General features: G+C 65.3%; 24 protein-coding genes. 7 read left to right on the forward strand and 17 right to left on the reverse strand.

Annotation, left to right across the window (positions count from 1 at the left end):
* Positions 1-18: 18 nt before the first annotated feature.
* Positions 19-930 carry a tRNA (adenosine(37)-N6)-dimethylallyltransferase MiaA gene (miaA, locus tag H3309_RS00100; RefSeq protein WP_243453785.1) on the reverse strand — a complete coding sequence of 304 codons (912 nt, stop codon included), beginning with the start codon at positions 928-930 and terminating at the stop codon, positions 19-21.
* Between miaA and serB the strand changes: the two genes are divergently transcribed.
* Positions 914-1,789, forward strand: coding sequence for a phosphoserine phosphatase SerB (gene serB, locus H3309_RS00105; RefSeq protein ID WP_243453786.1), 876 nt, complete (start codon positions 914-916; stop codon positions 1,787-1,789). The two genes, miaA and serB, sit on opposite strands and share 17 nt — an antisense overlap.
* A gap of 129 nt (positions 1,790-1,918) precedes the next feature.
* Here the strand turns inward: serB and arfB are convergent, their stop codons facing one another.
* On the reverse strand, positions 1,919-2,341 hold the full coding sequence (arfB, locus tag H3309_RS00110; RefSeq protein ID WP_182296340.1) for an alternative ribosome rescue aminoacyl-tRNA hydrolase ArfB: 423 nt from the start codon (positions 2,339-2,341) through the stop codon (positions 1,919-1,921).
* Positions 2,338-3,537 carry a multidrug effflux MFS transporter gene (locus tag H3309_RS00115; RefSeq protein WP_182296342.1) on the reverse strand — a complete coding sequence of 400 codons (1,200 nt, stop codon included), beginning with the start codon at positions 3,535-3,537 and terminating at the stop codon, positions 2,338-2,340. The genes arfB and H3309_RS00115 overlap by 4 nt, the downstream gene beginning before the upstream one ends.
* Before the next feature lie 88 nt (positions 3,538-3,625).
* On the opposite strand from H3309_RS00115, the gene H3309_RS00120 reads away from it, so the two are divergent.
* The gene (locus tag H3309_RS00120; RefSeq protein ID WP_182296344.1) at positions 3,626-4,834 is read left to right on the forward strand and encodes an acyl-CoA dehydrogenase; all 1,209 of its coding nucleotides are present in this window, start codon (positions 3,626-3,628) and stop codon (positions 4,832-4,834) included.
* 240 nt (positions 4,835-5,074) lie between these two features.
* On the opposite strand, the gene H3309_RS00125 is transcribed toward H3309_RS00120, so the two are convergent.
* The 3 genes from H3309_RS00125 to H3309_RS00135 form a co-directional block, all read right to left on the reverse strand.
* On the reverse strand, positions 5,075-5,371 hold the full coding sequence (locus H3309_RS00125; RefSeq protein WP_182296346.1) for a hypothetical protein: 297 nt from the start codon (positions 5,369-5,371) through the stop codon (positions 5,075-5,077).
* 137 nt (positions 5,372-5,508) lie between these two features.
* Positions 5,509-5,949 carry a hypothetical protein gene (locus H3309_RS00130; protein WP_182296348.1) on the reverse strand — a complete coding sequence of 147 codons (441 nt, stop codon included), beginning with the start codon at positions 5,947-5,949 and terminating at the stop codon, positions 5,509-5,511.
* Positions 5,949-7,460 (reverse strand): RHS repeat-associated core domain-containing protein, encoded by a 1,512-nt coding sequence (locus H3309_RS00135; RefSeq protein WP_182296350.1) that lies wholly within the window; start codon positions 7,458-7,460, stop codon positions 5,949-5,951. The genes H3309_RS00130 and H3309_RS00135 overlap by 1 nt, the downstream gene beginning before the upstream one ends.
* A 712-nt stretch (positions 7,461-8,172) precedes the next feature.
* Here H3309_RS00135 and H3309_RS00140 point away from each other — a divergent pair.
* Positions 8,173-9,621 (forward strand): hypothetical protein, encoded by a 1,449-nt coding sequence (locus tag H3309_RS00140; RefSeq protein ID WP_182296352.1) that lies wholly within the window; start codon positions 8,173-8,175, stop codon positions 9,619-9,621.
* 437 nt (positions 9,622-10,058) lie between these two features.
* Here H3309_RS00140 and H3309_RS17010 read toward each other — a convergent pair whose 3' ends face one another.
* On the reverse strand, positions 10,059-10,715 hold the full coding sequence (locus H3309_RS17010) for a PEPxxWA-CTERM sorting domain-containing protein (protein ID WP_182296353.1): 657 nt from the start codon (positions 10,713-10,715) through the stop codon (positions 10,059-10,061).
* A 64-nt stretch (positions 10,716-10,779) separates the two neighbouring features.
* Between H3309_RS17010 and H3309_RS00150 the strand changes: the two genes are divergently transcribed.
* Positions 10,780-12,402, forward strand: a complete 1,623-nt coding sequence (locus tag H3309_RS00150; RefSeq protein WP_182296354.1) for a winged helix-turn-helix domain-containing protein — start codon at positions 10,780-10,782, stop codon at positions 12,400-12,402.
* A 6-nt stretch (positions 12,403-12,408) separates the two neighbouring features.
* Here the strand turns inward: H3309_RS00150 and H3309_RS00155 are convergent, their stop codons facing one another.
* Entirely contained in the window at positions 12,409-13,413 is a 1,005-nt protein-coding gene (locus H3309_RS00155; protein WP_207791582.1) for an NADP-dependent oxidoreductase, read from the reverse strand.
* A 256-nt stretch (positions 13,414-13,669) separates the two neighbouring features.
* Between H3309_RS00155 and H3309_RS00160 the strand changes: the two genes are divergently transcribed.
* The 3 genes from H3309_RS00160 (at position 13,670) to H3309_RS00170 (ending at position 16,709) form a co-directional block, all read left to right on the forward strand.
* Entirely contained in the window at positions 13,670-15,058 is a 1,389-nt protein-coding gene (locus H3309_RS00160) for a C13 family peptidase (RefSeq protein ID WP_182296359.1), read from the forward strand.
* Positions 15,058-15,354: a hypothetical protein gene (locus H3309_RS00165; protein WP_182296361.1), complete on the forward strand. Its 297-nt coding sequence runs from the start codon at positions 15,058-15,060 to the stop codon at positions 15,352-15,354. Before H3309_RS00160 ends, H3309_RS00165 begins: the two co-directional genes overlap by 1 nt.
* Positions 15,355-15,422: 68 nt before the next feature.
* Positions 15,423-16,709, forward strand: a complete 1,287-nt coding sequence (locus H3309_RS00170) for an acyl-CoA dehydrogenase family protein (protein WP_182296363.1) — start codon at positions 15,423-15,425, stop codon at positions 16,707-16,709.
* A gap of 167 nt (positions 16,710-16,876) precedes the next feature.
* Here H3309_RS00170 and H3309_RS00175 read toward each other — a convergent pair whose 3' ends face one another.
* The 9 genes from H3309_RS00175 to H3309_RS00215 all read right to left on the reverse strand — a co-directional run bounded on the left by H3309_RS00175 (position 16,877) and on the right by H3309_RS00215 (position 23,437).
* Entirely contained in the window at positions 16,877-17,278 is a 402-nt protein-coding gene (locus H3309_RS00175) for a hypothetical protein (protein WP_182296365.1), read from the reverse strand.
* A gap of 106 nt (positions 17,279-17,384) precedes the next feature.
* Positions 17,385-18,161, reverse strand: a complete 777-nt coding sequence (locus tag H3309_RS00180; protein WP_182296367.1) for a phosphoribosyltransferase — start codon at positions 18,159-18,161, stop codon at positions 17,385-17,387.
* Positions 18,158-19,594 (reverse strand): NAD-dependent succinate-semialdehyde dehydrogenase, encoded by a 1,437-nt coding sequence (locus H3309_RS00185; protein WP_182296369.1) that lies wholly within the window; start codon positions 19,592-19,594, stop codon positions 18,158-18,160. Before H3309_RS00185 ends, H3309_RS00180 begins: the two co-directional genes overlap by 4 nt.
* Complete coding sequence (tatC, locus tag H3309_RS00190) at positions 19,563-20,384, reverse strand: twin-arginine translocase subunit TatC (RefSeq protein WP_182296371.1); 822 nt, start codon at positions 20,382-20,384, stop codon at positions 19,563-19,565. Before tatC ends, H3309_RS00185 begins: the two co-directional genes overlap by 32 nt.
* Complete coding sequence (gene tatB, locus H3309_RS00195) at positions 20,381-20,746, reverse strand: Sec-independent protein translocase protein TatB (RefSeq protein WP_182296373.1); 366 nt, start codon at positions 20,744-20,746, stop codon at positions 20,381-20,383. The genes tatC and tatB overlap by 4 nt, the downstream gene beginning before the upstream one ends.
* 20 nt (positions 20,747-20,766) lie before the next feature.
* Positions 20,767-21,003, reverse strand: a complete 237-nt coding sequence (locus tag H3309_RS00200; RefSeq protein ID WP_182296375.1) for a twin-arginine translocase TatA/TatE family subunit — start codon at positions 21,001-21,003, stop codon at positions 20,767-20,769.
* A 24-nt stretch (positions 21,004-21,027) separates the two neighbouring features.
* Positions 21,028-21,600, reverse strand: coding sequence for an SMC-Scp complex subunit ScpB (gene scpB / locus H3309_RS00205; protein WP_182296377.1), 573 nt, complete (start codon positions 21,598-21,600; stop codon positions 21,028-21,030).
* Positions 21,601-21,666: 66 nt separating this feature from the next.
* Positions 21,667-22,795 (reverse strand): peptide chain release factor 2 gene (gene prfB / locus H3309_RS00210; protein ID WP_182296379.1). Its coding sequence is split into 2 segments (ribosomal slippage): positions 21,667-22,725 and positions 22,727-22,795, totalling 1,128 coding nucleotides; the frame shifts between segments, so codons are not numbered across the junction.
* Positions 22,796-22,822: 27 nt separating this feature from the next.
* The gene (locus tag H3309_RS00215; RefSeq protein ID WP_182296381.1) at positions 22,823-23,437 is read right to left on the reverse strand and encodes a hypothetical protein; all 615 of its coding nucleotides are present in this window, start codon (positions 23,435-23,437) and stop codon (positions 22,823-22,825) included.
* Positions 23,438-23,640: the final 203 nt, after the last annotated feature.

Here is a 23,640-nt window from a genome sequence, read left to right on the forward strand (position 1 = left end):
GCTGTCACAAGGGGCGCATCAGTGCAAACCGCAAATTGCGGGCTGGCCGGGCGCCTGGGGTTCGAGGCGGGGCCAGGTGCCGCACTGGTTGCGCAGCCAGGTGGACTGGCGCTTGATGTATTGGCGGGTGGCGAGCTTCCAGGCGGCGCGGGCGGTGGCGGCGTGGGTTTCGCCGCGGCGGTGGGCGAGGAGTTCGGGAACGCCGATGGCGCGCATGGCGGGGAGCGCGGGATCGAGGGCGCGGGTGGCGAGCGCGGCGGCTTCGGCCAGCGCGCCGGCGGCCCACATGGCATCGACGCGGGCGTCGGCGCGGGCGTGCAGCTCGGCGCGGGAGCGGTCGATCACCAGCGGGCGCAGGGCGACGCGGGGGGCAAGGCCGTTGCCGGGTTGCGATTGCCAGACGAGCAGGGAGCGGCCGGTGCCGCGCATGACCTCCAGCGCGCGGGCGTTGCGCTGGCTGTCGTGCGGGTGCAGGCGGGCGGCCATGGCGGGGTCTTCGGTTTCGAGCGCGGCACGGACGTCGGCGGTGGGCAGGGCGCGCACGATGGCGCGGACCGCCGGGTCGATGGCGGGCACGGGGGCGACGCCATCGAGCAGCGTGCGCAGGTAGAGGCCGGTGCCGCCGACGAGGATGGGGAGCTGGCCGGCGGCCCAGGCCGCGTCAATCTCGGCGCGGGCCAGTTCGGCCCAGCGCGCCGCGCCGATGGCGTCGGCCGCGTCCACCGTGCCGAACAGGCGGTGCGGGACGGCGGCTTCGTCCGCCGGCGAGGGACGGGCGCTGATGATGCGCAGGTCGGCATAAAGCTGGCTGGCGTCGGCATTGATGATGATGCCGTTTTCACGGGCGGCGAGCGCCAGGGCGAAGGCGCTCTTGCCGCTGGCGGTGGCGCCCGCGATCACGCATAGCGGCGGCATGTCGCTGCTCGTCACGCTGATGTCCGCCGCTGGTCTGCCATCCTCCGCCGCCGATGCCGCGCGCGCCGCGCTGGCGCAAGCCGGCGGAGTGGTGACGGGGGTGGATGTGTTCGACGCGCCGTGCGCCATCGACCTGCATGTGGGCGGCCTGGCGCAGCCGGACGCGCGGGCGGCGCTGGAGGCTCTGCCGTTCGAGGTGGTGGTGCAGGCGGCGGATGCGGTGCGGCGGCGGACGCTGCTGGTGGCGGACATGGATTCGACGATGATCCAGTGCGAGTGCATCGACGAGCTGGCGGACTATGCCGGGATCAAGCCGGCGATTGCCGCCATCACCGAGCGGGCGATGCAGGGGGAGCTGGATTTCGCCGCGGCGCTGAAGGAACGCGTGGCGCTGCTGAAGGGGCTGGAAGCGGGGGTGATCGGGCGCTGCCTGAAAGAGCGCGTGCGGCTGATGCCCGGCGCGCGGACGCTGGTGCGAACCATGAAGGCGCACGGGGGGCGCGCGGTGCTGATTTCCGGGGGGTTCACGGCGTTTACGGGGCCTGTCGCTGCGATGATCGGGTTCGACCGGCACGTCGCCAATGGGCTGGAGGTCCATGATGGCCGGCTGACGGGGACGGTCGCGCAGCCGATCGTGGACAGCGAGACGAAGCGCGCGACGCTGCTGGCCGAGGCGGGCGATGCGCTGGCGGCGTCACTGGCCGTGGGTGACGGGGCGAACGACATTCCCATGCTGCGGGCGGCGGGGTACGGCGTGGCCTATCACGCCAAGCCGAAGGCGGCGGCGGCGGCGGATGCGGCGGTCCGGTTTGGCGACCTGACGGTGCTGTTGTGGGCGCAGGGCTATCCCCGTGCGGCGTGGGTGCAGGGTTAAAGCACGCCGAAGATCAGCAGCAGGATGACAATGATGCCGGGCACACCCAGCAGCCACAGCAGCAAACCCTTGCCCATTCCTCGTCTCCTTCGAAGGGCATAAGGGCCGGCGTTCGATATTGTTCCTGTGTCAGTCTTCGCGAACGCGCCCGCGGCCGGCCTTGATGGTGCCGCGTTTGGCCTTCGCCTCGACGCGGCGGGCTTTCGCCGCCTTGCTGGGTTTGGTGGCGCGGCGGATGGTGGGGCGGACGGCGGCCTCCGCCAGAATGGCCAGCAGGCGTTCGATGGCGTCGCGGCGGTTGGCCAGCTGCGTGCGGAAACGGTCGGCGGTGAGCACGATGATGCCGTCCTGGGTCAGGCGGCTGCCGGCGATGGGAATGGCGCGGGCCTTCACCTCGTCCGGCAGGCTGGGCGAGCCGAACAGGTCGAAGCGGAGCTGCGCGGCGGTGGCCACCTTGTTGACATTCTGGCCGCCGGGGCCGCGCGCGGCGATGTAGCTGAGGTCGAGTTCGGCTTCCTCTATGGCGTAGCGGTGGTTGATGCGCAGGGTCATCGGCGGGCGAGGCCGAAGAGCGCGAGGGAGGAGAAGGCGAAGCCGGCGGCCATGACGGCGGCCATGGCGAGCGGCGTGCCATCATACAGGGCCGCTGCGGTGCTGCTGGCGACCGCGCCGAAGCCGAAGCTGGCGCCGCCGATCATCGCGCTGATGGCGCCGGCGCGCGCCGGGTCCTGCGCCAGGGCGAGCGCGGTGCTGTTGGTGGAGACGAAGCCGTAGCTGGTGAGCGTGACGAACAGCGCGGCCATCATGCCGGCCATGCCGCCGGCGCCGGTGAGCGCGAGGGCGACCAGCAGCAGGCCGCCGAGGCTGGAGCCGATGCTGCCGATGGCGATGATGCGGGCGGGTGGATAACGGCCGAGCAGCCAGCGGTTGACCTGGCTGGCGGCGATCAGCCCGGCGGCGTTGACGGCGAAGATCCAGCCGAAGGTGGCGGTGGAGACGCCGTAATGGCCGAGGAAGACGGGCGAGGCGCCGGCGACATAGGTGAAGAGCGCGGCGCCGTTGAAGGCGCCGGCGAGCAGGAAGCCGATGAGGCGGCGGTTGCGGAACAGCGCGGCGTAGCTGCTGAGCGGGCTTTCGGCGGCGGCGGTGGCGGCGGTGAGGCTGCTGCGGCTCTCCTCAAGGCGGCGCCAGACGGCGAGGCCGAGCAGGCCACCGAACAGGGCGAGGACGATGAAGATCGAGCGCCAGCCCGAGACGTGCAGCAGCAGGCCGCCGAGCGAGGGCGCGAGCATGGGGGCGACGGCGAGGACGAGGGTGAGCAGACTGAACAGGCGCGCGCCCTCCACCGTGTCGTACCGGTCGCGGACGATGGCGCGGGCGACGACCAGCCCGGCGCAGGCGCCCAGCGCCTGGGCGAGGCGGCCGGCGATCAGCCATTCGAGGCTGGGGGCGGCGGCGCAGAGCAGCGAGGCGAGCGCATAGACGGTGCAGCCGATCAACAGCGGCGGCCGGCGGCCGATGCGGTCGGAGAGCGGCCCGTAGATGAGCTGGCCGACCGCCATGCCGAGGAAGAAGACCGACATGCTGAGCTGGACATGGCCGGTATCGGTGGCGAAGGCCTGGGCGATGGTGGGGAGCGCGGGGATGTAGAGGTCGATGCTGATCGCGCCGAAGGCGGTGAGGCAGCCGAGCAGCAGGATTTCGCCGAGGCCGGGGCGGCGTGTCCGGGTGGGCAGGGCGAGGTTCATGGGCTCAGCCATAGCCTGATGCGGCGTTGCAGCAAGCCTGTTCAGCGGCGCGGGCTTTCGCTATGGGCGGGGCAAAAGGAGCACGCCCATGAACGCCCCCACCAGCATCGTCGACGCCAGCCCCGCGGCCAAATGGCCCTCCTATAACTGGGAGGATCCGTTCCTGCTGGAGGAGATGCTGAGCGAGGAGGAGCGGATGGTGCGCGACAGCGCGCGGGCGTTCGCCGGCCAGCATCTGGTGCCGATGGTGAAGATGGCGAACCGGGACGAGACCTGTGATCCGGCGTTGATGCGGGAGTTCGGCAAGGCGGGGCTGCTGGGACCGACGATTCAAGGCTATGACTGCCCCGGCGTGTCCTATGTCAGCTATGGCCTGATCGCCCGGGAGGTGGAGCGGGTGGATTCGGCGCTGCGGTCCGCATTCAGCGTGCAGTCCTCGCTCGTCATGTATCCGATCTGGGCCTATGGGACGGAGGCGCAGCGGCGGAAGTATCTGCCGGCGCTGGCGAGTGGCGAGATGATCGGCGCCTTCGGGCTGACCGAGCCGGATGCCGGCAGCGATCCCGGCGGCATGAAGACCCGGGCGGTGAAGGTGCCAGGCGGGTACCGGGTGAACGGCGCCAAGATGTGGATCACCAACAGCCCGATCGCGCATCTGTTCGTGGTGTGGGCCTATCTGGACAATGACATCCGCGGCTTCATCCTGGAGCGGGCCGACGGCAATATCGAGACGCCGAAGATCAGCGGCAAGTTCTCGCTTCGCGCCTGGGTGACGGGCGAGATCGTGATGAAGGATGTGTTCATTCCCGAAGATCGCCTGCTGCCGAATGTGAAGGGCTTGAAGGGGCCGTTCGGGTGCCTGAACAATGCGCGGTACGGCATCGGCTGGGGGGCGATGGGGGCGGCGGAATATTGCTGGCACGCGGCGCGGCAATATACGCTGGACCGCAAGCAGTTCGGCCGGCCGCTGGCGGCGACGCAGTTGGTGCAGAAGAAGCTGGCGGACATGCAGACGGATATCGTGATGGGCTTGCTGTTGGCGCATCGGGCGGGGACGTTGCTGGGCGAGCACAAGCTGGCGCCGGAGGCGATCTCGATCGTGAAGCGGAATAATTGCGGCAAGGCGCTGGCGATTGCGCGGGAAGCGCGGGACATGCACGGCGGGAATGGGATCAGCGACGAATATGGGGTGATCCGGCATGTGATGAATCTGGAGGCGGTGAATACCTATGAGGGGACGCATGATGTGCATGCGTTGATTTTGGGCCGGGGCCAGACGGGGATCAGTGCGTTTTAGGCGCAGCGCGGCGAGAAATAGCGTGGCGTAGCCCGCTATTTCGAGACTCGCGCCAGCATGGCCGGCGGGGCGGAGGGCTTGCCCGACGAACCCGTCCGACAGCGTGGCTTGGCCACGCCCTTTCTTCTTCCTTTTGTTCCTTTCACTGTCTCCGCGCAGGCCGCTGTTCGTTTCGCGCGGCTTGGCCGCGCAGGGGGTGTAGGATTATGGAAGGTTTTTCGCAAAAAGTGACAGCCTGAATCAAGGGCTTAGCGATTTCAGGGGGTTCGGGAGGGTCGCGCGTGACGGGTGGACGTTGGATGCTGACTCGATGATGCCAATGTGGTTATCAGATGTCGGTGGTTTTGGCAAGCTGTTTCGAGGCTTCCCATAAGCTGGCGGCAAGGCGGCGAAGAAGGCCAGCTCATCCTTTCGCCACAGCGCCCGTGCCACGACGACGTTGCCAACCGCATCAAGGGCATGCACCTGGAAGACATGCTTGGCCAGATCGAGGCCGACAACGGTGACAGACGACAAATCAGTTGGTAGCTTCGACATGGCCTGCCCCGGCGAAGGCCGGGGGCGCTCCTCTCTGGTGAACCTCGACAGTTACACCGTGAGGGGTCGGCACAGCCGAATCAAACCCCAATCAGAGCACCGTCCACACCATCACCGTAATTAACTGTGAATAATTATTAACCGTTTTTTTGCTTTGTAGGTAGCTTACAGAAGTCGGCGAAATTCGCAATTTCAGGTTCTGATGGTACGTAGAACCCTTCTGGCAATACATTTTTATTATCAGTTGATTTTCCGTTCGCGTCTACAAACCTAGCGTAAACAATTGGATTGCCTGCATAGATTATGACTCTGGAAAATGCCACCCTCGTTCCACCGGCTGAGGAAAAGGCATACCCATCATAGATCGCCCAATCCAATTCGGGAGAGGCGATTTCTCGATATACTTTGATAGACGTTCCCTGACGAATGGCAATGTTAGAAAATCCCTGACCATCGTTGAATTTAGCGGATTTCTTCGAACTTTCCTTGCAGAAGGAGGCAGCATCAGTGGACACTGCCTGCGCGTTAGCGCTTATACCAAACACGAAGGAGGAGCACAGAGCTAATAATAGTTTCATTATCCATTCTCCTTATGGCAATTGCCTGTATTAGAAGAGTTTGCTTTCACTGGGCGAATATAAAAATGCGGTGGATCTTTGCGTCCATTGTAATTTCCTCCCCATTTAGCACCCGCCATTCTGAACGCGTCGACTATACGTGGGAATGAAGCGGACCGCGTTCCATTTATATCAATGGCATTGCCGAGCTCATGATCAGAGAAATTAGCTGCTGGGTTTGATCCAGATGCCCCACCTCGCATACGCGCTTGATCTGCTGCAGTCCGGTAGCCACTGTTCACTTGCGGCTCAATGCCTTGGCGCTCGAGGTTCGCCATCGCCGTCTCGACTATCTTTGCGAAGGCCGGAGAAAATCGGGGATCGACAGTGGGCAAAGCATTATCAGGAAGATTCACAGTGACCAGCGGGCACTCCGGCGGTGTCGACTCCGGTGGCGGAGCGTCTGGACTTCCGCCAATAGGTGCCGTCGAATCCCAATCAAATCGTGGCGTGTTGTCATAATCCCAAGCAGCCCAGCCGCCGTGATTCCAAGGGTCGCCCAGTTGTACAATCCTACTTCCGCACGATGCGGTAACAGTAATTGTGCCGTTAACATCGCCACCTATGCATTTAGCAGAACCCGTCGGATCCCGCCCATTCACCGGGTCATTGCCCACATAAGCATAGATATTCATGCCATCGTCGTAGCCAGTGGGGTCTGTCTGCATGAACCTTCCCAGCGTAGGGGAGTAGAAGCGCGCCTTGTAGTAGCTGAGACCGATCTCGGGGAGCCAAGCCTGGCCGGTGTAGCCGAACCGGCCAAGGTTGCTGGACGACGGGATGCCATATTCGTCATAGCGATTGATCCCGAGCGTATTGCCCGAACCGTCCGTCACCGCGATCACGCTGCCGCGCTCGTCCGACAGCAGCCAGCGCTTGTCGGTAGTGCCGGCGCCCTCATACCAGACCAACGGCTCGTCCGCGCCAGGGCCGGCGACATAGCGGCGGAGCACATTGCCGGTCACATTGTCATACTCCGCCGCAATCTCTCCGCCATCATGGATGAACCTTGTGTCGCCGCTGCTGCCGCCCCAAGTCTGCGCGAGACGGCCATAGGGATCATAGGCCAGATTGAGCGTTCGTGCACCCGTGACGTTGCGCAGGCGGTTGTCGACATCATAGTTGAAGCTGCTGGCCCCATCGCCGATCAGGTTGCCGCGAGCATCATAGCTGAGCGTGACGGCGCCGGCGACGGCATATTGGTTGAGGCCGTTGGGCGTATAGGGCCGGTTGACATTGTAATGCCCGGTCCAGGCATAAAGATCGTTCGAGCGGGTGAGGCTGGCGATCTGGCCAGAGGGCATATAACCGAACGCCCAGTTCACATCCTGCGCCGTGCCGGCAGGGTCGTGCGTCATCAGCGTCAGGCGCGAGACCGGATCATAGCCGTAGCTGGTCGTCACCCCATTGCAGCGGCTGAGCGACGTGCGGCGGCCGAGGTCATCGTAGCCGAAGCTTGCCAGCACGCCCATGCCGGAGACGGCGCCATATTTGCGGATGGTGGGCAGTATGTCCGTCAGCCACGCCACCTCGGCCCGTGCATCGGCCGCTATTGCGCGCTATTCTGCCGCTTGTTGTTGCAAGATACCGGTCTTGGCGCGCAGTTCCCGCCAGCCGTTCGAGGGAGCTGAGAAGATCGTCGATCAGCCGGCGTTCGCCTGTCGCGGATTTTTGCCGTGGCGACGGACGGCCCCACCCCCGGCCCCTCCCCTGAAGGGGAGGGGAGATAGGGGCAATGGCGATGCCGCCGCCGGACGGTGGGGGTGTCAACGTGACTTGCGTGCTGCGTGGCACGACCCCCACCCCAAAGCCGACCCTTCGCGTCGTCTTCGACTCCCACCCTACGTTCGTGCCCTCACACGGGGGGAGGGGGGAAGAACAAGCGCCCCGGCCGTGCTGTCGCGGGAGTCGCTCCTTACGCCCCCTGGTGCGCGGGGCAGGAGGGTTGGTTTGGCGGGCTTATGTGGCGGCGGTCGATGGAGGTTCGTGTTTCGAGCGTGAGGAACTATTCGTCCGGCAACTGTCCGTGAACTCGCCCACATCCTGCTCCACAACGTCTGCATCACCGCAATTCCAAAAACCCGTATCATGGCGCAATCTTGACATTGGTTACAATTCATATAGTCTATGAAAACAAAATAACAGGGTCGTTGCCAGTAAATCCTTGGTCAAGGGGCAACGTCTATGACTGTTTATATCAGTTTCGCACATCTTGTGCCAAAAATCCGCGTTGTTGTGTCATGCACGACCGCGCTGACACTTGCCGTTGCGGTGACAGCTGTGAAGGCCGAGCCGGAGAAGACCGCTGGCAAACGGGCGGTCAGTGCGCAACCTGGTCAAATGTCGCCTAGCGTGCAACGTGGTCAGGCATCGCTTTGGCTTGACAGTGGACGAACGGAACTGAGCCTCTACTCGGGGGAATTCGTCAATTGGGTCAGTGAAATGAGTTTCTATGATACACCGAACATCAACATGAAGGCCCGTTGGCGCCTGGTGGAATATGTCCCTTCCTCGGCGAAATGGGAGCTTTACAAGTTCAACAAGGTAAACAATGCCCTTGTTCGCCAGACCATAACGTCAGGTGTGTTTCCATCGCTGCCGGACAGCAGCATGGATGTTACGCCGTTTTCATTGAACCTGGCAAACTATCTGCCGGTGCACAACAAAACGAAGGAAGCGCAGGAATATTATCTGACGGTCTATAGCAAGCCTGTTTCAGGCACAGGCGTCATTCCGGCGCGGCGGGTCAAGATTGTTCATTTGCCCAAGGCCAAGCAGAAGGTGCCGGCGCCCGACAATCCTTACGCTTGCGCATCGACGGCCAACACGGATCGACGGGTCCGGCTTGGAATACCTAAGGTGTTCGTGGAGAAGACAACATCGACGCCGGGCGATGGCGATCGCGATGAGCTGTATATCCTCCGCTCGCGCAAGGGGCCCGGGGATTTTATCGGCGCGACGCCGCGATTGCCCGGCAATGATGACTATTATGAAGCCAAGATCGGCAAGACGCTGTTCCACGGCCCCCCAGGATCCCCCGCCAATATCATTCCCTGGACAAACCAGGACGGGCAGTTCGAGAACAGTCCCGTTATCCTTAACATGATCCTGAAACATGGCCAGACGGTTACCGTGGTCGCATCGCTGTCTGAACAGGACAATGAGGAACTGGACGATATTCGCACGGGACTGATCACGGCCTTCACGACCGTGGCGGGAATATCCAGTGCGGTCGGGGGCTATGGGCTGATCGTGGCGGCCGCGGCGGGCGGTGCGGCGGCTGCATCCGGAGCGATTCCGCAGACATCGTTCCACGATCAGCTTGGAACATTTTCAACAACCTTCACGAATAAATGCGGCTACGTTCAGACCACTTTCGTCGCACCGAAAACATTCGATTTTGGCGCGGCTGGTACGGCGACCATGAATTTTTCCGACATCAACACCCATGTGTCGTTCAATCAGCGGCTATCGGTGCTGAAGGTGGCGGACCAGAAATTCTGGCCCAATGGCGTCGATTGGGGCGCCTTCCAGCCGGTGGGCGATGATGATGCGATCTGGATGGAAGCCAATGGCACGAGCCAGTCGAAATATACCTTTCAGGTGCGTGCCGATGTGCGGCTGCCCGATTAGAGTTTGGACACGTCGCCTCCGGCAGATGGCGGTGCCGGCAAGGCGAGGGGCGATGGTGCGGCCTTTTCGGCGTTCGTTCGCCGCAGCGCGTGCTGTGTGGCACCGCCCCCACCCTAACGCTGACGCTTCGCGTCGTCTTCGGCTCCCCCACTCTACGTTCGCTGGGATCGCGTGGGGGAGGGGGAAGGTTGTCGTCAACGTCTCTCTTCTGCTGCGAGAAAGGGCAGCAGAGCACCCACCCCCGCCGCGCTGTCGCGCGAGTCGCCGCTGACGCGTTGCGTCGTCTTCGACTCCCCGCTCTCGGCTGCGCCGGGCAGGAGGGGTGTTTTCAGCACGGGCGGGGGCTTGGGTGGCGACATCACCGCTCGCTAGCGCGAGTCGTCCTCCCTGCGAGGGGAGACAGGGCGGGATCGGGCAACCCAGCCGCCGCCAGCACGTCAGCTCGCAACGGGCGCCGCGCCGCGTCGGCGCAGGACGCCGCCGACCAGGGCGAAGCCGGTGATCAGTAGGGCCCAGCTGTGGGGTTCGGGGACGGCGCCGATGGCGAGCGTGCCGGCGAGCGTTTCGAAGGACGCCGGCAGCTGGCCGGGGGCGAACACGACGTTGCCGATGCCGGTGAAGCTTCCGGTCGTGTTGGCGTAGCGGCCGGTGCCGCCGGTGGCGATGAAGGTCTGGACGTTGGCGAAGGTGCCGGGCGTTGCCGTGGCGCTGAGCGTGCCGCTGTAGGTGCCGGTCAGCACATCGCCGCCCGAGAAGTCGAAGCTGAAGCGGCCGTCGAAGTAGGTGGTGGGCAGCGGCGGCACGATGCAGTGGCTGTTGGTGGGCACGAAGGCGCCCAGGTTGGAGGTGCCCTCGGCAACGCCCAGGCCCGGGCCGATGCTGACGGTCAGCGCCGGCGCGCAGCGGCCACCGGGCGCGGCGGGGGCGTTGGTGTTGGTGAGCGTGCCCGAGAAGGCGACCATGCGCGCCGAGGCGGCGGGGGCGAGGACGAGACCGAGAAGGCCGGCGGCGAAAGCAAGACGAAGCGACATGACGAACTCTCCCATGCCCGGCGGAAAGATGCCGGCGTGGCTATCATCGGGCGCGCGGGACATGCTAGAAAGGCCGCCAAGCCGACCTTTGGCCGACTTTCGGCCGACTTTTGCCGGGGGCGGATGCGTGGACGGGCCAACCCCCATCGATCTTGCCGCCGTGGCACCCTTCGGCATCGGCCGCGTGATGGTGCGGCCGTCGCTGCTGGAGATCGAATGCGAGGGCGAGACAACGGCCGTCTCGCCGCGCGTCATGCAGGTGCTGGTCGCGCTGGCCGAGGCCGCCGGCCGCACCGTGACGCGCGATGAGCTGTCGGTGCGCTGCTGGCGCGGGCGCATCGTGGGGGAGGATGCGCTGAACCGGATCATCGCCAAGCTGCGCGCGCTGGCGGTGGGGCCGGGGCGGCAGGCCTTTGAAATCGCGACGGTGAAGGGGGTGGGGTACCGGCTGGTCGGTGCGGGGACGGAGGCGCCGGCCGCGGCGGGCCCGGTGGTGCCGGCCGGGCCGGCGCGCCGCCGGGCATGGCGATGGATCGGCGGGGCGGCCGTGGGCGCCGCCGTGGCGGGAGGGCTGTGGATCGGTTTCGCGCGGGAGGGCCCCCGGGGCGGTGGCGCCGCGCCGCTGGTGCCCGCGGCGGCGGACATGGAGACGCGCGGGCTGAGCGCGGTGTTCGAAGGCACGCCGGAACGGACGGCGGACGGCATCGGCTATCTGCGGCAGGCAACCGCGATGTCGCCGAGGCAGGCGCCCATCTGGGGGTCGCTGGCGATGGCCCATGTGCTGAGTCTGGCGGATACGCCGGTGGCGGGGCGCGCGGCGGTGATCGCGCGCATCCGCGAGGCGGCGGGGAGGGGCCTGGCGCTCGACCCGCGCGAGGGGCGGTCGCTTGCCGCGATTGTCAGTCTGGCGCCCAGCTTTGGCCAGTGGGGGGCGAAGGACCGGCTGCTGACCGATGCCCTGAAGCGGGCGCCACCGGGCACGGCGCCGCTGATCTTTCAGCGCGTGCTGTTCCTGACGGCGGTGGGGCGCACCGGCGAGGCGCTGGCGCTGGTTGAGCAGCTGAATGCGGTGTCGCCGCTGATCCCGTGGATCCAGGCGGCGCGGATCAACCTGCTGGCCGCCGCCGGCCGGCCGGACGAGGCCGAGCGGGTGGCCGCGTGGGCGGGAACGGTGTGGCCGCGCAACCGGCTGATCTGGTTCACGCGCTTCGACCTGGCGGCCTTTGGCGGGCGCCCGGCGGCGGCGCTGGCGATCGCCGCGGCGGGCGGCCCCGATCAGACATCGCCGCGCGAACTCGCGCTGGCGGTGGCGACGGCACGGGCGGTCCAGTCCCGGAATCCCGCCGAGATCGAGGCTGTGCTGGGCACGTATCGCGCGTTGGCGCGCGACGACCAGGGCCACGCCGAGCGCGGGGTGCGCGCCGCGGTGGCGCTGGGGCGACCGGACGAGGCGCTGGCGCTGGCGGCGATGCTTTATGGATCGGCGGTGCCGCGCCGGACACACGCCGCCTCCTTTCCGCTGATCGGTTTCGAGGCGGCGACGGAGCGGAACACCGCCCTGTTGTTCGTGCCGCCGGGGAATGCGCTGTCGGCGGAGGCGGGGTTCTGGTCGCTGGTGGATCGCATCGGCCTGGCCGCCTATTGGCGGCGGTCGGGGGCGCCGGATGTCTGCCGGCAGCGGCGCAACCCGGTCTGCGATGGCGCGGCGCCCGTTCGTTCGGGGGCGGCGGTCACCGCCGAGGCACGATAGGCCGGATCAGAGTTTGACGAGCATCTTCCCCGTGTTGCCGCCGCTGAACAGGGCGAGGAAGGCGGCGGGGGCGGTTTCGATGCCGTCCATCACCGTTTCCTCCCATTTCAATCTCCCGTCGGCGATCCAGCCGGCCATTTTTTCGATGAACTCGGCTTGCAGGCCGGCGAATTGCGTGACGATGAAGCCCTGGATTTTCAGGCTCTTGCCGACGACCTGGATGATGTTGGAGGGCCCCCGAATCGCGCTGGTGGCGTTATAGTCGGCGATCATGCCGCATTCGACGAGGCGCGCGAACGGGCGGGCGGTTTCGATGGCGACCTCCAGATGCTCGCCGCCGACATTGTCGAAATAGATGTCGATGCCGCGCGGGGCGGCGGCCTGGACGGCGGCCAGCAGGTTGCCGCAGCTGCGGTAGTTGATGGCGTGGTCGACGCCGACCGAGCGCAGCCAGTCACACTTCGCGTCGCTGCCGGCGGTGGCGATGACGGTGCAGCCGAGCGCCTTCCCCACTTGCGCCACGACCGAGCCGACGGCGCCGGCACCGCCGGAGACGAACAGGGTATCGCCGGATTTCGGCTCGCCGATCCGGGTGAGGCCGGCGTAGGCGGTGAGGCCGGGCATGCCGAGGACGCCGAGGAAGGCCTGCTCGGGGACGCCCGGGAGGCTGGGGAGTTTGGTGAGGGCGGCGGCGGGGGCGTTGAAGGCTTCGCGCCAGCCGAACATGCTGTTGACGAGGTCGCCGGGGGCGAAGCCGGGATCGTTCGAGGCGATGACTTCGCCGACGGCGCCGCCCTGGAGCGCTTCGCCGATGGCGAAGGGCGGGACGTAGGATTTCCGGTCGTTCATGCGGCCGCGCATGTAGGGATCAACCGACATCCAGCGGTTCTTCACCTGGACTTCGCCGGCGCCGGGGGCGGGGAGGTCGGTGGTGGCGAGGGTGAAGTTGGCGGGGGTGGGTTCGCCGACGGGGCGCGAGGCGAGGCGGATTTCGCGTGAGGTCGTCGTCATCATTTGTCTCCCTTACCGGCTTCGCTTGCCACGGCGCGGTGGCGGTCGCAAGCGGGCGGCGGATTGGGACAAATCCGACGGAAATGCAGGGGCGGTGGCTGAAACCGTCGGGGGCGATTGACAAGGCTCATGGGCAGGCGGAATTGCTGGAGCCGTTCGATGCGCTGGCATCGCAAGCCGCGCGGCAGTCGCGGCACGGTCGCTTGAGAGAGGGATCCGCCGAGGATCCGGGGCAACAGGCGAAAGGAATCGAGACATGGCACGTGAACCCATCCGCCGCACCGCCGTTCAGGCCGCGGCGACCGTTGCGCGATTGCGGCTGGCGTCCGCCGGGCATGAGCACAGCAATCTGTTCATCCAGCCCGAGATCGTCCGCAAGGGTACGGTGTTCCAGCCGGAGCATGACCGGGTGGAAGTGAAGCAGGACAGCATCGTCAGCTTTGTGGACGATGAGCCGACGCTCAACTGGGGGCATCGCTGCCGCTATCTGATGCACGATCCGGCCAGTGGCGCGCTGTTGCAGGAAGTGCCGGCTCTGCTGCCGCCGAGTTTCGATTTCGGCCGCAATTTCCGCGCGGTGCATGTGGGGACACCGTTCGTTCCCGTGAGCGAGTTGCCGAAGCTGAAGGTGCCGATGCTGCCAGGCGGCCTGTTCGGGCGGGCGCGGCGGCAATGGCATGCGATCCTTTATGCCGGCGCGTCCAACAACCGGCATCTGAACGACATCGAATTCCTCTATCGCGTGCTGGTGGACAGCTATGGCGTGCCTAAGACCAACATCACCGTGCTGAACTATGACGGCACGCTGCAATACAACAACAATGACTGGACGCCGCATGTCGGCTCGATCGGCAACTGGCCGGGCGACAATACGGCGTATCGGGTCAGTGTGAACGGCTCGGGCACGAAGCAGGCGATGCTGGACGCCATCGCGGCGGTGGGCAAGAAGCTGCGGCGGCAGGATTGCCTGCTGATCCACACCAACAACCATGGCGGGCGGTCGGGCAACACCTCGACCCTGTGCACCTACAGCGGTTCGGCGATCCTGCCGGACGACATGGCGAACGCGCTGAAGGCGCTGCCGCAATATGCCGGGCTGATGGTGATGATGGAGCAATGCTTCGCCGGCGGTTTCATCGACCCGATCGTCAACGCCTCCACTGCGGACTGCACGCATGTGGCGAGCGCGGTGGATGCGACGACATCGTCGGATGGGGGCGCCAATTTCGATCCGTTCGCGTTGGCCTGGATTCGCGCGATGGCGGAGCATACGGAAAGCGGCGGCACGCTGACGCCCGCGGTGGGCCATGATGCCAAGGGCCATGTGACCGCGAAAGATGCGTTCGATTGGGCGAAGGCAAACGGCACCGGCGTGCACGACAACCCGGTGTCCGGGCAAAACGGGCCATGCGGCGGGGCGCTGTATCTGGGCGGCAGCGATTTCGTGTTCCGGCTGCCGCCGCTGTATCGCAAGCTGTGGCCATGGGAGATCATTCCCGATCCGGGGCCGGAGCAGCTGCGGCGCGGGCTGGAAGTGATCCAGCAGGCGGTGACCGCGGGCCAGCTGGTGCTGCCCGAGACGCGCACGGGGCTGGAGGCGGCACAGACCCGCGTGCGGACCTTGCTGGACAAGGCGTTCCGGTAATGGACGCGGGCGGCGCGGCGGCGCGGGTGGCGGCGGCGGTGCCGCCGGCCGACCGCGCCGTTGCGCGCGCCTGGCTCGACCCGGTCCCTTATGCGGCCGGTGATCCGCTGGGAACGACGCGGGTTTTCGCGCCGGCGCCGGGGCGGCTTTGGCTGGGCTGGGTGGACCTGGAGCCGGATCGCAACTGGAGCCACCGGGCCTTCGCGGTGCTGGTGCATGAGGATGGCGCGGTGGAGACGGCAACCATCGATTTTCCGCCGGCGCTGCCCGCCGGGCGACGCTGGGTCTCCGTTTGAGCGTCACAAAAGTGCGGGGTTGCGGCCGGCGCGTGGCGTGACAAGGCTGCGCGATAAAGGAGACCGCCATGGATTTCGCCTTGCCCGCCGAGCTGACCGCCTATCTGGCCGAGCTGGACGCCTTCATCGAGGCGGAGATCAAGCCGTTGCAGGCGAAGGACGACAATGAGCGCTTCTTCGACCATCGGCGCGAATGGGCGCGGACGGATTTCGACAATGGTGGCCTGCCGCGGCATGAGTGGGAGCAGTTGCTGCGGCAGGCGAAGCTGCTGGCGGACAGGGCCGGGCATTATCGCTTTGCGCTACCCAAGGAATATGGCGGGAAGGACGGCAGCAATCTGTGGATGGCGGTGATCCGCGAGCATCTGGCAGCCAAGGGTCTGGGGCTGTTCAACGACTTGCAGAATGAGCATTCGATCGTGGGCAACAATCCGTTCGTGCTGATGTTCCGCGATTTCGGGACGGAGGCGCAGAAGGCCGAGTTCATCCCCGGCATGCTGAACGGCACGCGGATCATCACCTTCGGCCTGACCGAGCCGAACCATGGCAGCGACGCGACGCACATGGAGACGCGCGCCGTGCCGGAGGAGCGCGATGGCGTGGCGGGCTGGCGCATCAACGGCGAGAAGATGTGGACGACCGGCATGCATGTGGCGACGCATTGCGCGCTGTTCGCCCGCACCGAGGGGCCGGACGGCGCGGCGCGGGGGATCACGACCTTCCTGGTGCCGGCGGATGCGCCGGGCGTGAAGATCGAGGAATATCTGTGGACGTTCAACATGCCGACCGATCATCCGCGGGTGAGCTTCACCGATGTGTGGGTGCCGGACAGCGCGATCTGGGGGCAGCCGGGAGCGGGGTTGGCGCTGGCGCAGCATTTCGTGCACGAGAACCGCATCCGGCAGGCGGCGTCATCGCTGGGCGCGGCGAGTTATTGCATTGAAGAGTCGGTGAAATATGCGCGCGCGCGGAGGCCGTTTGGCAAGGCGCTGGCGGAGAATCAGGCGATCCAGTTTCCGCTGGTGGAGCTGGCGACGCAGGCGGAGATGCTGCGGCTGCTGATCCGCAAGACGGCGTGGGAAATGGACCAGATGCCCAAGCCCGAGGTGGAGAAGCGGCTGTCTGACAAGGTGAGCATGTGCAATTACTGGGCGAACCGGCTGGTGTGCGAGGCGGCAGACCGGGCGATGCAGGTGCATGGCGGCATCGGCTACAGCCGTCACAAGCCGTTCGAGCATATCTATCGTCACCACCGCCGCTATCGGATTACCGAGGGGAGCGAGGAGATCCAGATGCGCAAGGTGGCGGCGCATCTGTTCGGCTATCTGGGGCCGCGGCGGGCCTTGTTCGCATAGGCAGGGGGCTGTTGGCGGTACGGGTGGGGCGTGTGGGGAGGCCCCCTCCCGCTCGCTGCGCGAGTCGCCTTCCCCACAAGTGGGGGAGGGGCTTCCGGGGTGGCTTGGCGGGCCCCCTCCGTCATCGCCGTTCCGGCGCTGACACCTCCCCCACAAGTGGGGGAGGATCAGGGTGGGGTGTTCGTAAGTGTTGGGCGCGGAATGGGCTCAGGATCAAGTCCGAGGTGACGGCGGAGGGTGGCGATCAGATCGTCAAGGGTGTGGAGCTGCGCGAAGTCTTGGGCGCTGACCAGGGTTTCGAGGGTGCCGGCGGAGTCGCGGAGGATGGCGGGCAGCGGGATGGTTTCGTTGGGGAAGGCGGCGGCGAAATCATCGCGGTGGTGGAAGACGACGGGAATGCCGAGGCTTTCGACGAAAGCGCGCCATTGGGGTTTCATGCCGAAGGTCGAGTAGCTGACCTCGCACAGGCGGCAGGCGTAGGTGGACGGCGAGAGCCATTTGTGGGCGAGGTCGAGCGCGCCGTTCAGGAGGCCGCCGTCGGCGTTGTAGACGAAGCGCAGGGTGGTCATCGGCGAAGCGGCGATGGTTGATCTGTCGCTGGTCGTCGATGTCCTGTTTCCGGCTGCCGGGCCGGCATCGCGCTATTCCACCGGCACCACTGGCCTGCGCTGCATCTCATCCAACCGCGGCCGCAAGGCCTCGGCCACGCGCTTCGACTGCTGCCTTAGCCAGGAGATCCTTGATGGCGTCAACGGATGGTTGACGACATAGATGCTGGGCTTCGCGGTTGGTGAGACAGTCGAGTCCATATCCGAACTCGGTTTGCCAGAAGCTGTCCAATGCTGGTCCATGCTTTTGCCTTATCATATCCAGCGTGTCGGATTGAAGCGCGATCTTCGCCGACCCGGGGCTCGCGGTCAGGCATATCATGCCGACCACTGTACCGCCCATGTGCTCCACATAGCCCCGCAGGCTGGCGAGCGTGCCACCCATCCCGACATGATCGTCGACCAGCAGATAGTCCATCCCCGCCACAAGCGCGCCAGCGAACCGCGCGGGCGTCACGATGCGCTGGAATGCCGGCGCGCGTGTGTGCCCGACCTTGTTCGTCTGCACGACCCGATCGAACTGAACCGGCAGGTCGGCGTTCATGCCGACGAACAGGGCAAGGGTTGGCGGTATCGTGTTGAAATCGGCGGAATCGTTAACCAGCACATTCTCGTCCGCCACGACAGGCACGACGGTCGGCCGCCTGCCGCGAAAATGTTCAGGGATGGCGGCGAGATCCGCGTCTGACGTCACCAGGTCCAATATCAGACGGAGCGCATCGCCTGCGCTGCCGGTCTTCGCCTTCAGATAGGAGGGATGCGCGTCGCGATCCTGTTGCGCGGCGAGGACGAGGACATCGGGGAAATTGGGTGGCCAGGGCCGGCGGGGCGGCAGGTCGGTCATATCCCGATGCAGAGATATTTGATCTCGACATAATCCTCGATGCCGTAGCGGCTGCCTTCGCGGCCGATGCCGCTTTCCTTCACGCCGCCGAAGGGGGCGAGTTCGGTGCTGATGATGCCGCTGTTGATGCCGACGATGCCATATTCGAGCGCCTCGGCGACGCGCCACACGCGCCCGAGATTCTGAGCGTAGAAATAGGCGGCGAGGCCGAAGCGCGTGTCGTTGGCGGCGGCGATCACGTCCTCGTCGGTGTCGAAGCGGAACACCGGCGCCAGCGGCCCGAAGGTTTCTTCCTGCGCGACCGCCATGTCGGCGGTGACGCCGGTGAGCAGCGCCGGGGAGAGGAACTGGCCGCCCAGACGCTCGCCGCCGATGACCCTGGTGGCGCCCTTGGCCAGCGCGTCGGCCAGATGCTCCTCGGTCTTCTCGACCGCGGCCATGTCGATCATCGGGCCGATGGTGGTGCCGGGTTCGGCGCCGTCGCCCACCTTCAGCGCGGCGATGGCGGTGCGCAGTTTTTCGACGAAGGCGTCGTGGATGCCGGATTGGGCGTAGATGCGGTTGGCGCAGACGCAGGTCTGGCCGGCGTTGCGGAATTTGGAGAGCATGGCGCCTTCGACCGCGGCGTCGAGGTCGGCATCGTCGAACACGATGAAGGGGGCGTTGCCGCCGAGTTCAAGGCTGATCTTCTGCACCTGGCCGGCGGCGGCGGCCATCAGCTGCTTGCCAATCTCGGTGGAGCCGGTGAAGCTGATTTTCCTGACCAGCGGGTTGGACGTCATCTCGCCGCCGATTGCGCTGGCGCTGCCGGTGACGATGCTGAGCAGGCCTTTGGGCAGGCCGGCTTCCTCCGCCAGGACGGCAAGGGCGAGCGCGGTCAGCGGCGTGGCGGAGGCGGGTTTGACGACCATCGGGCAGCCGGCGGCCAAGGCAGGCCCACATTTGCGGGTGATCATCGCCGCCGGGAAGTTCCAGGGGGTGATCGCGGCCGTGACACCGATCGGCTGTTTCAGCACCACGATGCGCCGGTTGGGGGCGTGGGCGGGGATGACATCGCCGTAGAGGCGTTTTCCTTCCTCGGCGAACCATTCGATGAAGCTGGCGGCGTAGGCGATTTCGCCGCGCGATTCGGCGAGCGGTTTCCCTTGTTCCGCGGTCATGATGGCGGCGAGGTCGTCGGTATGGGCAACAATGAGGTCGAACCAGCGGCGCAGGATGAGGGCGCGGTCTTTGGCGGTGCAGGCGGCCCAGGCGGGCATGGCGGCGGCCGCCGCCGCGATGGCGGCGCGGGTTTCATTGGCGCCCATGTTGGGAACGGTGGCGATGGTGGCGCCGGTCGCGGGGTTGGTGACGGCGATGGTCTTGTCGCCGCTTTGCCATTCGCCGCCGATGAAGGCCTGGTCACGCAACAGGTCGGGGCGGGTCAGCTTCATGGGTCAGGCTTTCGGTTGCGGGTTCGGCGGCGGCTTCCCTGGCGCGGCTGCGCTCGGTGAACCAGATGCCGATCAGGCTGAGTTCGTAGAGGATCATCAGCGGAATGGCGAGCATCAGCTGGCTGAGCACATCGGGCGGGGTGAGGACGGCGGCGACCACGAACGCCGCGACGATGGCGTAGCGGCGGCCGGCGACCAGCTGCGCGCGGGTGACGATGCCGGCGCGTTCCAACAGCATGAGGAGGACGGGGAGCAGGAAGGAGATGCCGAAGGCGAAGATGAAGTGCATCACCAGGCTGAGATAATCGCCCATGGCGGGCAGCGCTTCCTGTTTGAAGCCCTCGCCGATGCCGATGTTCTGGAAGGAGAGGAAGAAGCGGAAGGCGGTGGGCATCACGACATAATAGGCGAGCGCCGCGCCGGCGGTGAACAGGATGGGCGTGGCGAACAGGAAGGGCAGGAGCGCGTTCTTCTCCTTGCGGTAGAGGCCCGGCGCGACGAAGGCCCAGAGCTGGTTGGCGATCACCGGGAAGGCGATGAGGAAGGCGGCGAAGACGGCGACCTTGATCTCGACGAAGAAGGCTTCGTAGAGCTTGGTATAGATGATGGTGCCGCCGTTGCCGCCATAGGCGCGGACCAGGGGCTGGGCGAGGAAGGCGAAGATATGCTTCGCCTGGGTGAAGGCGACGATGAAGCCGACGAGCAGCGCGGCGATCGACCAGAGCAGGCGGCGGCGCAGCTCGATCAGATGGTCGAGGAGCGGGGCCTTGGTGTCGTCGATGTCCTTCATGGGCGGGGGGGTGCCTCTTCGACCGACGTCCCCACCCCCGGCCCCTCCCCTGAAGGGGAGGGGAGATGCTGTTCCTCACCCTCCCACGGCTGCGCCGCGGGCCCCTTTCTCTCCCGTTCCGCGGGAGAGGGGTTGTTCGCCATGATCGCAGCGTTCTGGGCGGCCCATTGCTTCTGCATTTCTTCCAGCTCGGCTTCGCGCATCATCGTGTCGAAGCCGCTGCGGACGTGGCGGGCCATGCCGCGGGCCTTGTTCACCCATTGGCCGACCTGGCGCAGGACGCGCGGCAGGTCCTTGGGGCCGATGACCACCAGGGCGACGATGGCGATCAGCAGCAGTTCGGAATAGCCGATGTCCAGCATGGACCGCGCCCGGCCGCGCGTCAGGCGCGCGGGACGTCTTGCGGCGTCACGGCGGGGGTCGCGGCGGGGGTGACGGGGGGCGGCGCGGCGACCTGCTGCGCGGGAGCGGGCGTCGTGTCGTCCTCCGCCATACCTTTCTTGAAGCTTTTGATGCCCTTGGCCAGGTCGCCCATGAAATCGCTCATCCGGCCCTTGCCGAACAGCAGCAGCACGATGATGGCCACGATCAGCCAATGCCAGATGCTCAAGCTACCCATGTCATCACTCCTTTGTCCGGCGCTTTACCCTGCTTGGGCGACGGTTTCCAGCGGTGCGTCGGATATGGTGTCGCCGGCGAGCGCTTCCAACAGGCCGGCGGCTTTCAGCTCGGCGATGCCGGGGAGGTCGCGGCGGCTGGCGAGGCCGAAATGGGCGAGGAAGGCGGGGGTGGAGGCATATTGCAGCGGCCGGCCGGGGGTCTCCCGGCGGCCCGCGGGGCGCACCCAGCCGGCCTCCATCAGCACGTCGAGCGTGCCCTTGTTGATGGCGACGCCGCGGATGTCCTCGATCTCCGCCCGGGTGGCGGGTTCGTGGTAGGCGATGATGGCCAGCGTTTCGAGGGCGGCACGGCTGAGCTTCTTCGGTTCCTCCCGCGTGCGGCGCAGGATGTCGGCGAGGTCGGGGGCGGTCTGGAACAGCCAGCGCCCGCCGCGTTCGACGAGCTGCACGCCGCGCGCGCCATAGTGGGCGGCGAGGTCGGCGAGCGCGGCGCCAAGGTCGCCGTCACCGGCATAGCTGCGGATGTCCTCGGCGCGGAGCGGCTCGGCGGCGGCGAACAGGACGGCCTCGACGCGGCGGGTGTAGGTGTCACTCATCGCACAGGCCCCCACCCCAGCCCTCCCCACTCTACGGCGCTGGCGCGCCGTGGGGGGAGGGGGATTTCAGTCGACATCCTCGACGTCCACTTTTTCGCCGGTCACCTTCTGGCTGAGCGCGGCGGCCATGAAGGGGTCGAGGCTGCCGTCGAGGACGCTTTGCGGGTCGGTGCTGGTGACGCCGGTGCGCAGGTCCTTTACCAGCTGATAGGGTTGCAGCACGTAGCTGCGGATCTGGTGGCCCCAGCCGATGTCGCTCTTGGTGGCGTTGATGGCGTTGGCTTCGGCCTCGCGGCGTTGCAGTTCGGCTTCGTAGAGCCGTGCTTTCAGCATCTTCATCGCGGTGGCGCGGTTCTTGTGCTGGCTGCGCTCGGTCTGGCAGGCGACGACGATGTTGGTGGGGATGTGGGTGATGCGCACGGCGCTGTCCGTGGTGTTGACATGCTGGCCGCCGGCGCCGGACGAGCGGTAGGTGTCGATGCGCAGGTCCTTCTCGTTGATCTCGATGTCGATGTCGTCGTCGACCTGGGGATAGACCCAGACGCTGGCGAAGCTGGTGTGGCGGCGGGCGGAGCTGTCGTAGGGGCTGATGCGCACCAGGCGGTGCACGCCGGCCTCGGTCTTGGCCCAGCCATAGGCGCCCTCGCCCTTCAGCAGCAGCGTCGCCGACTTGATGCCGGCCTGTTCGCCGCTGTGGTAGTCGATCATCTCGGCCTTGAAGCCGCGCCGTTCGCCCCAGCGCGAATACATGCGCAAGAGCATGCTGGCCCAGTCCTGTGATTCGGTGCCACCGGCGCCGCTGTTGATCTCGACATAGGTGTCGGACGCGTCGGCCTCGCCGGCCAGAAGCGCGGCGATCTTGTCGCGTTCGGCGCGTTCGGCCAGCGCGGCGAGGCTGGCGACGGCCTCATTCTCCATCTCGCTGTCGCCCTCGGCCTCCGCCATCTCGATGAGTTCGACGGTGTCGGCGAGTTCGCGCTCGATGGCCCTGGTGGCGGTGATCGCCTCATCCAGCCGGCGGCGTTCCTGCATCACGGCCTGCGCGGCCTTGGGATCGTTCCACAGCGTCGGGTCCTCGACGCGATTGTTCAGCTGGTCGAGACGGCGGAGCGCGCGATCCCAGTCAAAGAAACCTCCTCAGCAGGTCGAGCGCCTGCTGGATCTTGTCGGCATGGGCTTGCGCTTCGGCGCGCATGGTCGGGCTCCTTCAGTTACGACACACCTATGGCCCTGCCGATGATTTAGCAACCGAATGAGACACTTTTCTCTTAACGTGGGCCTCATAACCCTTTACCATAGCGTCCACGATCATTGGAAATTCAAAAATATCGACAACCGGAATAGTTAGAAGTTCCCCATAAGGCCGCAAAAATCCCGACATGTTAAAACCTAAATAAAAGAAATTTGGATAGCATACTTCAATGTAAAACCCTTTTATTACCATAATCATTTTTACGCACTCTGGTGTAGTGTTTTGCAATTCAGCGTGAGAAAATGATAACAATGATAAATCAACCAATGCAGGCATAAATATGAAATTTGACAGAGCAGATGGTGAAAATCCAACTTCTCCATCAAAACACCTGTCAATTAATCTGAACACTCTAACGTAGAATGATGATAAACAAGATAATTGACTATCTTTCAATATCGATTTCATCAAAACACTCAAATTATGACCGACTGAAAAATATTCATACATGCCAGAATTAGATATCGCAGCGCGCCAAAACATCGATAATACGGATTTCGCAAATTTTTCATGCGCAAATTCGATATCCTTTATAATCTCTCCGTTGCATGCTTTTTTGTCCATTTCTTTCAGCTTGTTCTGCAAAATACCATCAAATTCTTTATTGAAATATGATTCGCAATTTGCGCACAAAATTCTTGAGCCTCCGGTGTCGCTGGTTTTGCGTACACTTTTTGCCCTAGTGTCCAATACTATCATGGACCCACTATCAGATCGAGAAATGATCTTAAAAAGTCCATTGGGAATGGCATGAGAGTTGCAAAGATTCCCAATCCTGTCGCAGAATC

The organism is Sandaracinobacteroides saxicola, assembly GCF_014117445.1.
Lineage (GTDB): Bacteria > Pseudomonadota > Alphaproteobacteria > Sphingomonadales > Sphingomonadaceae > Sandaracinobacteroides_A > Sandaracinobacteroides_A saxicola.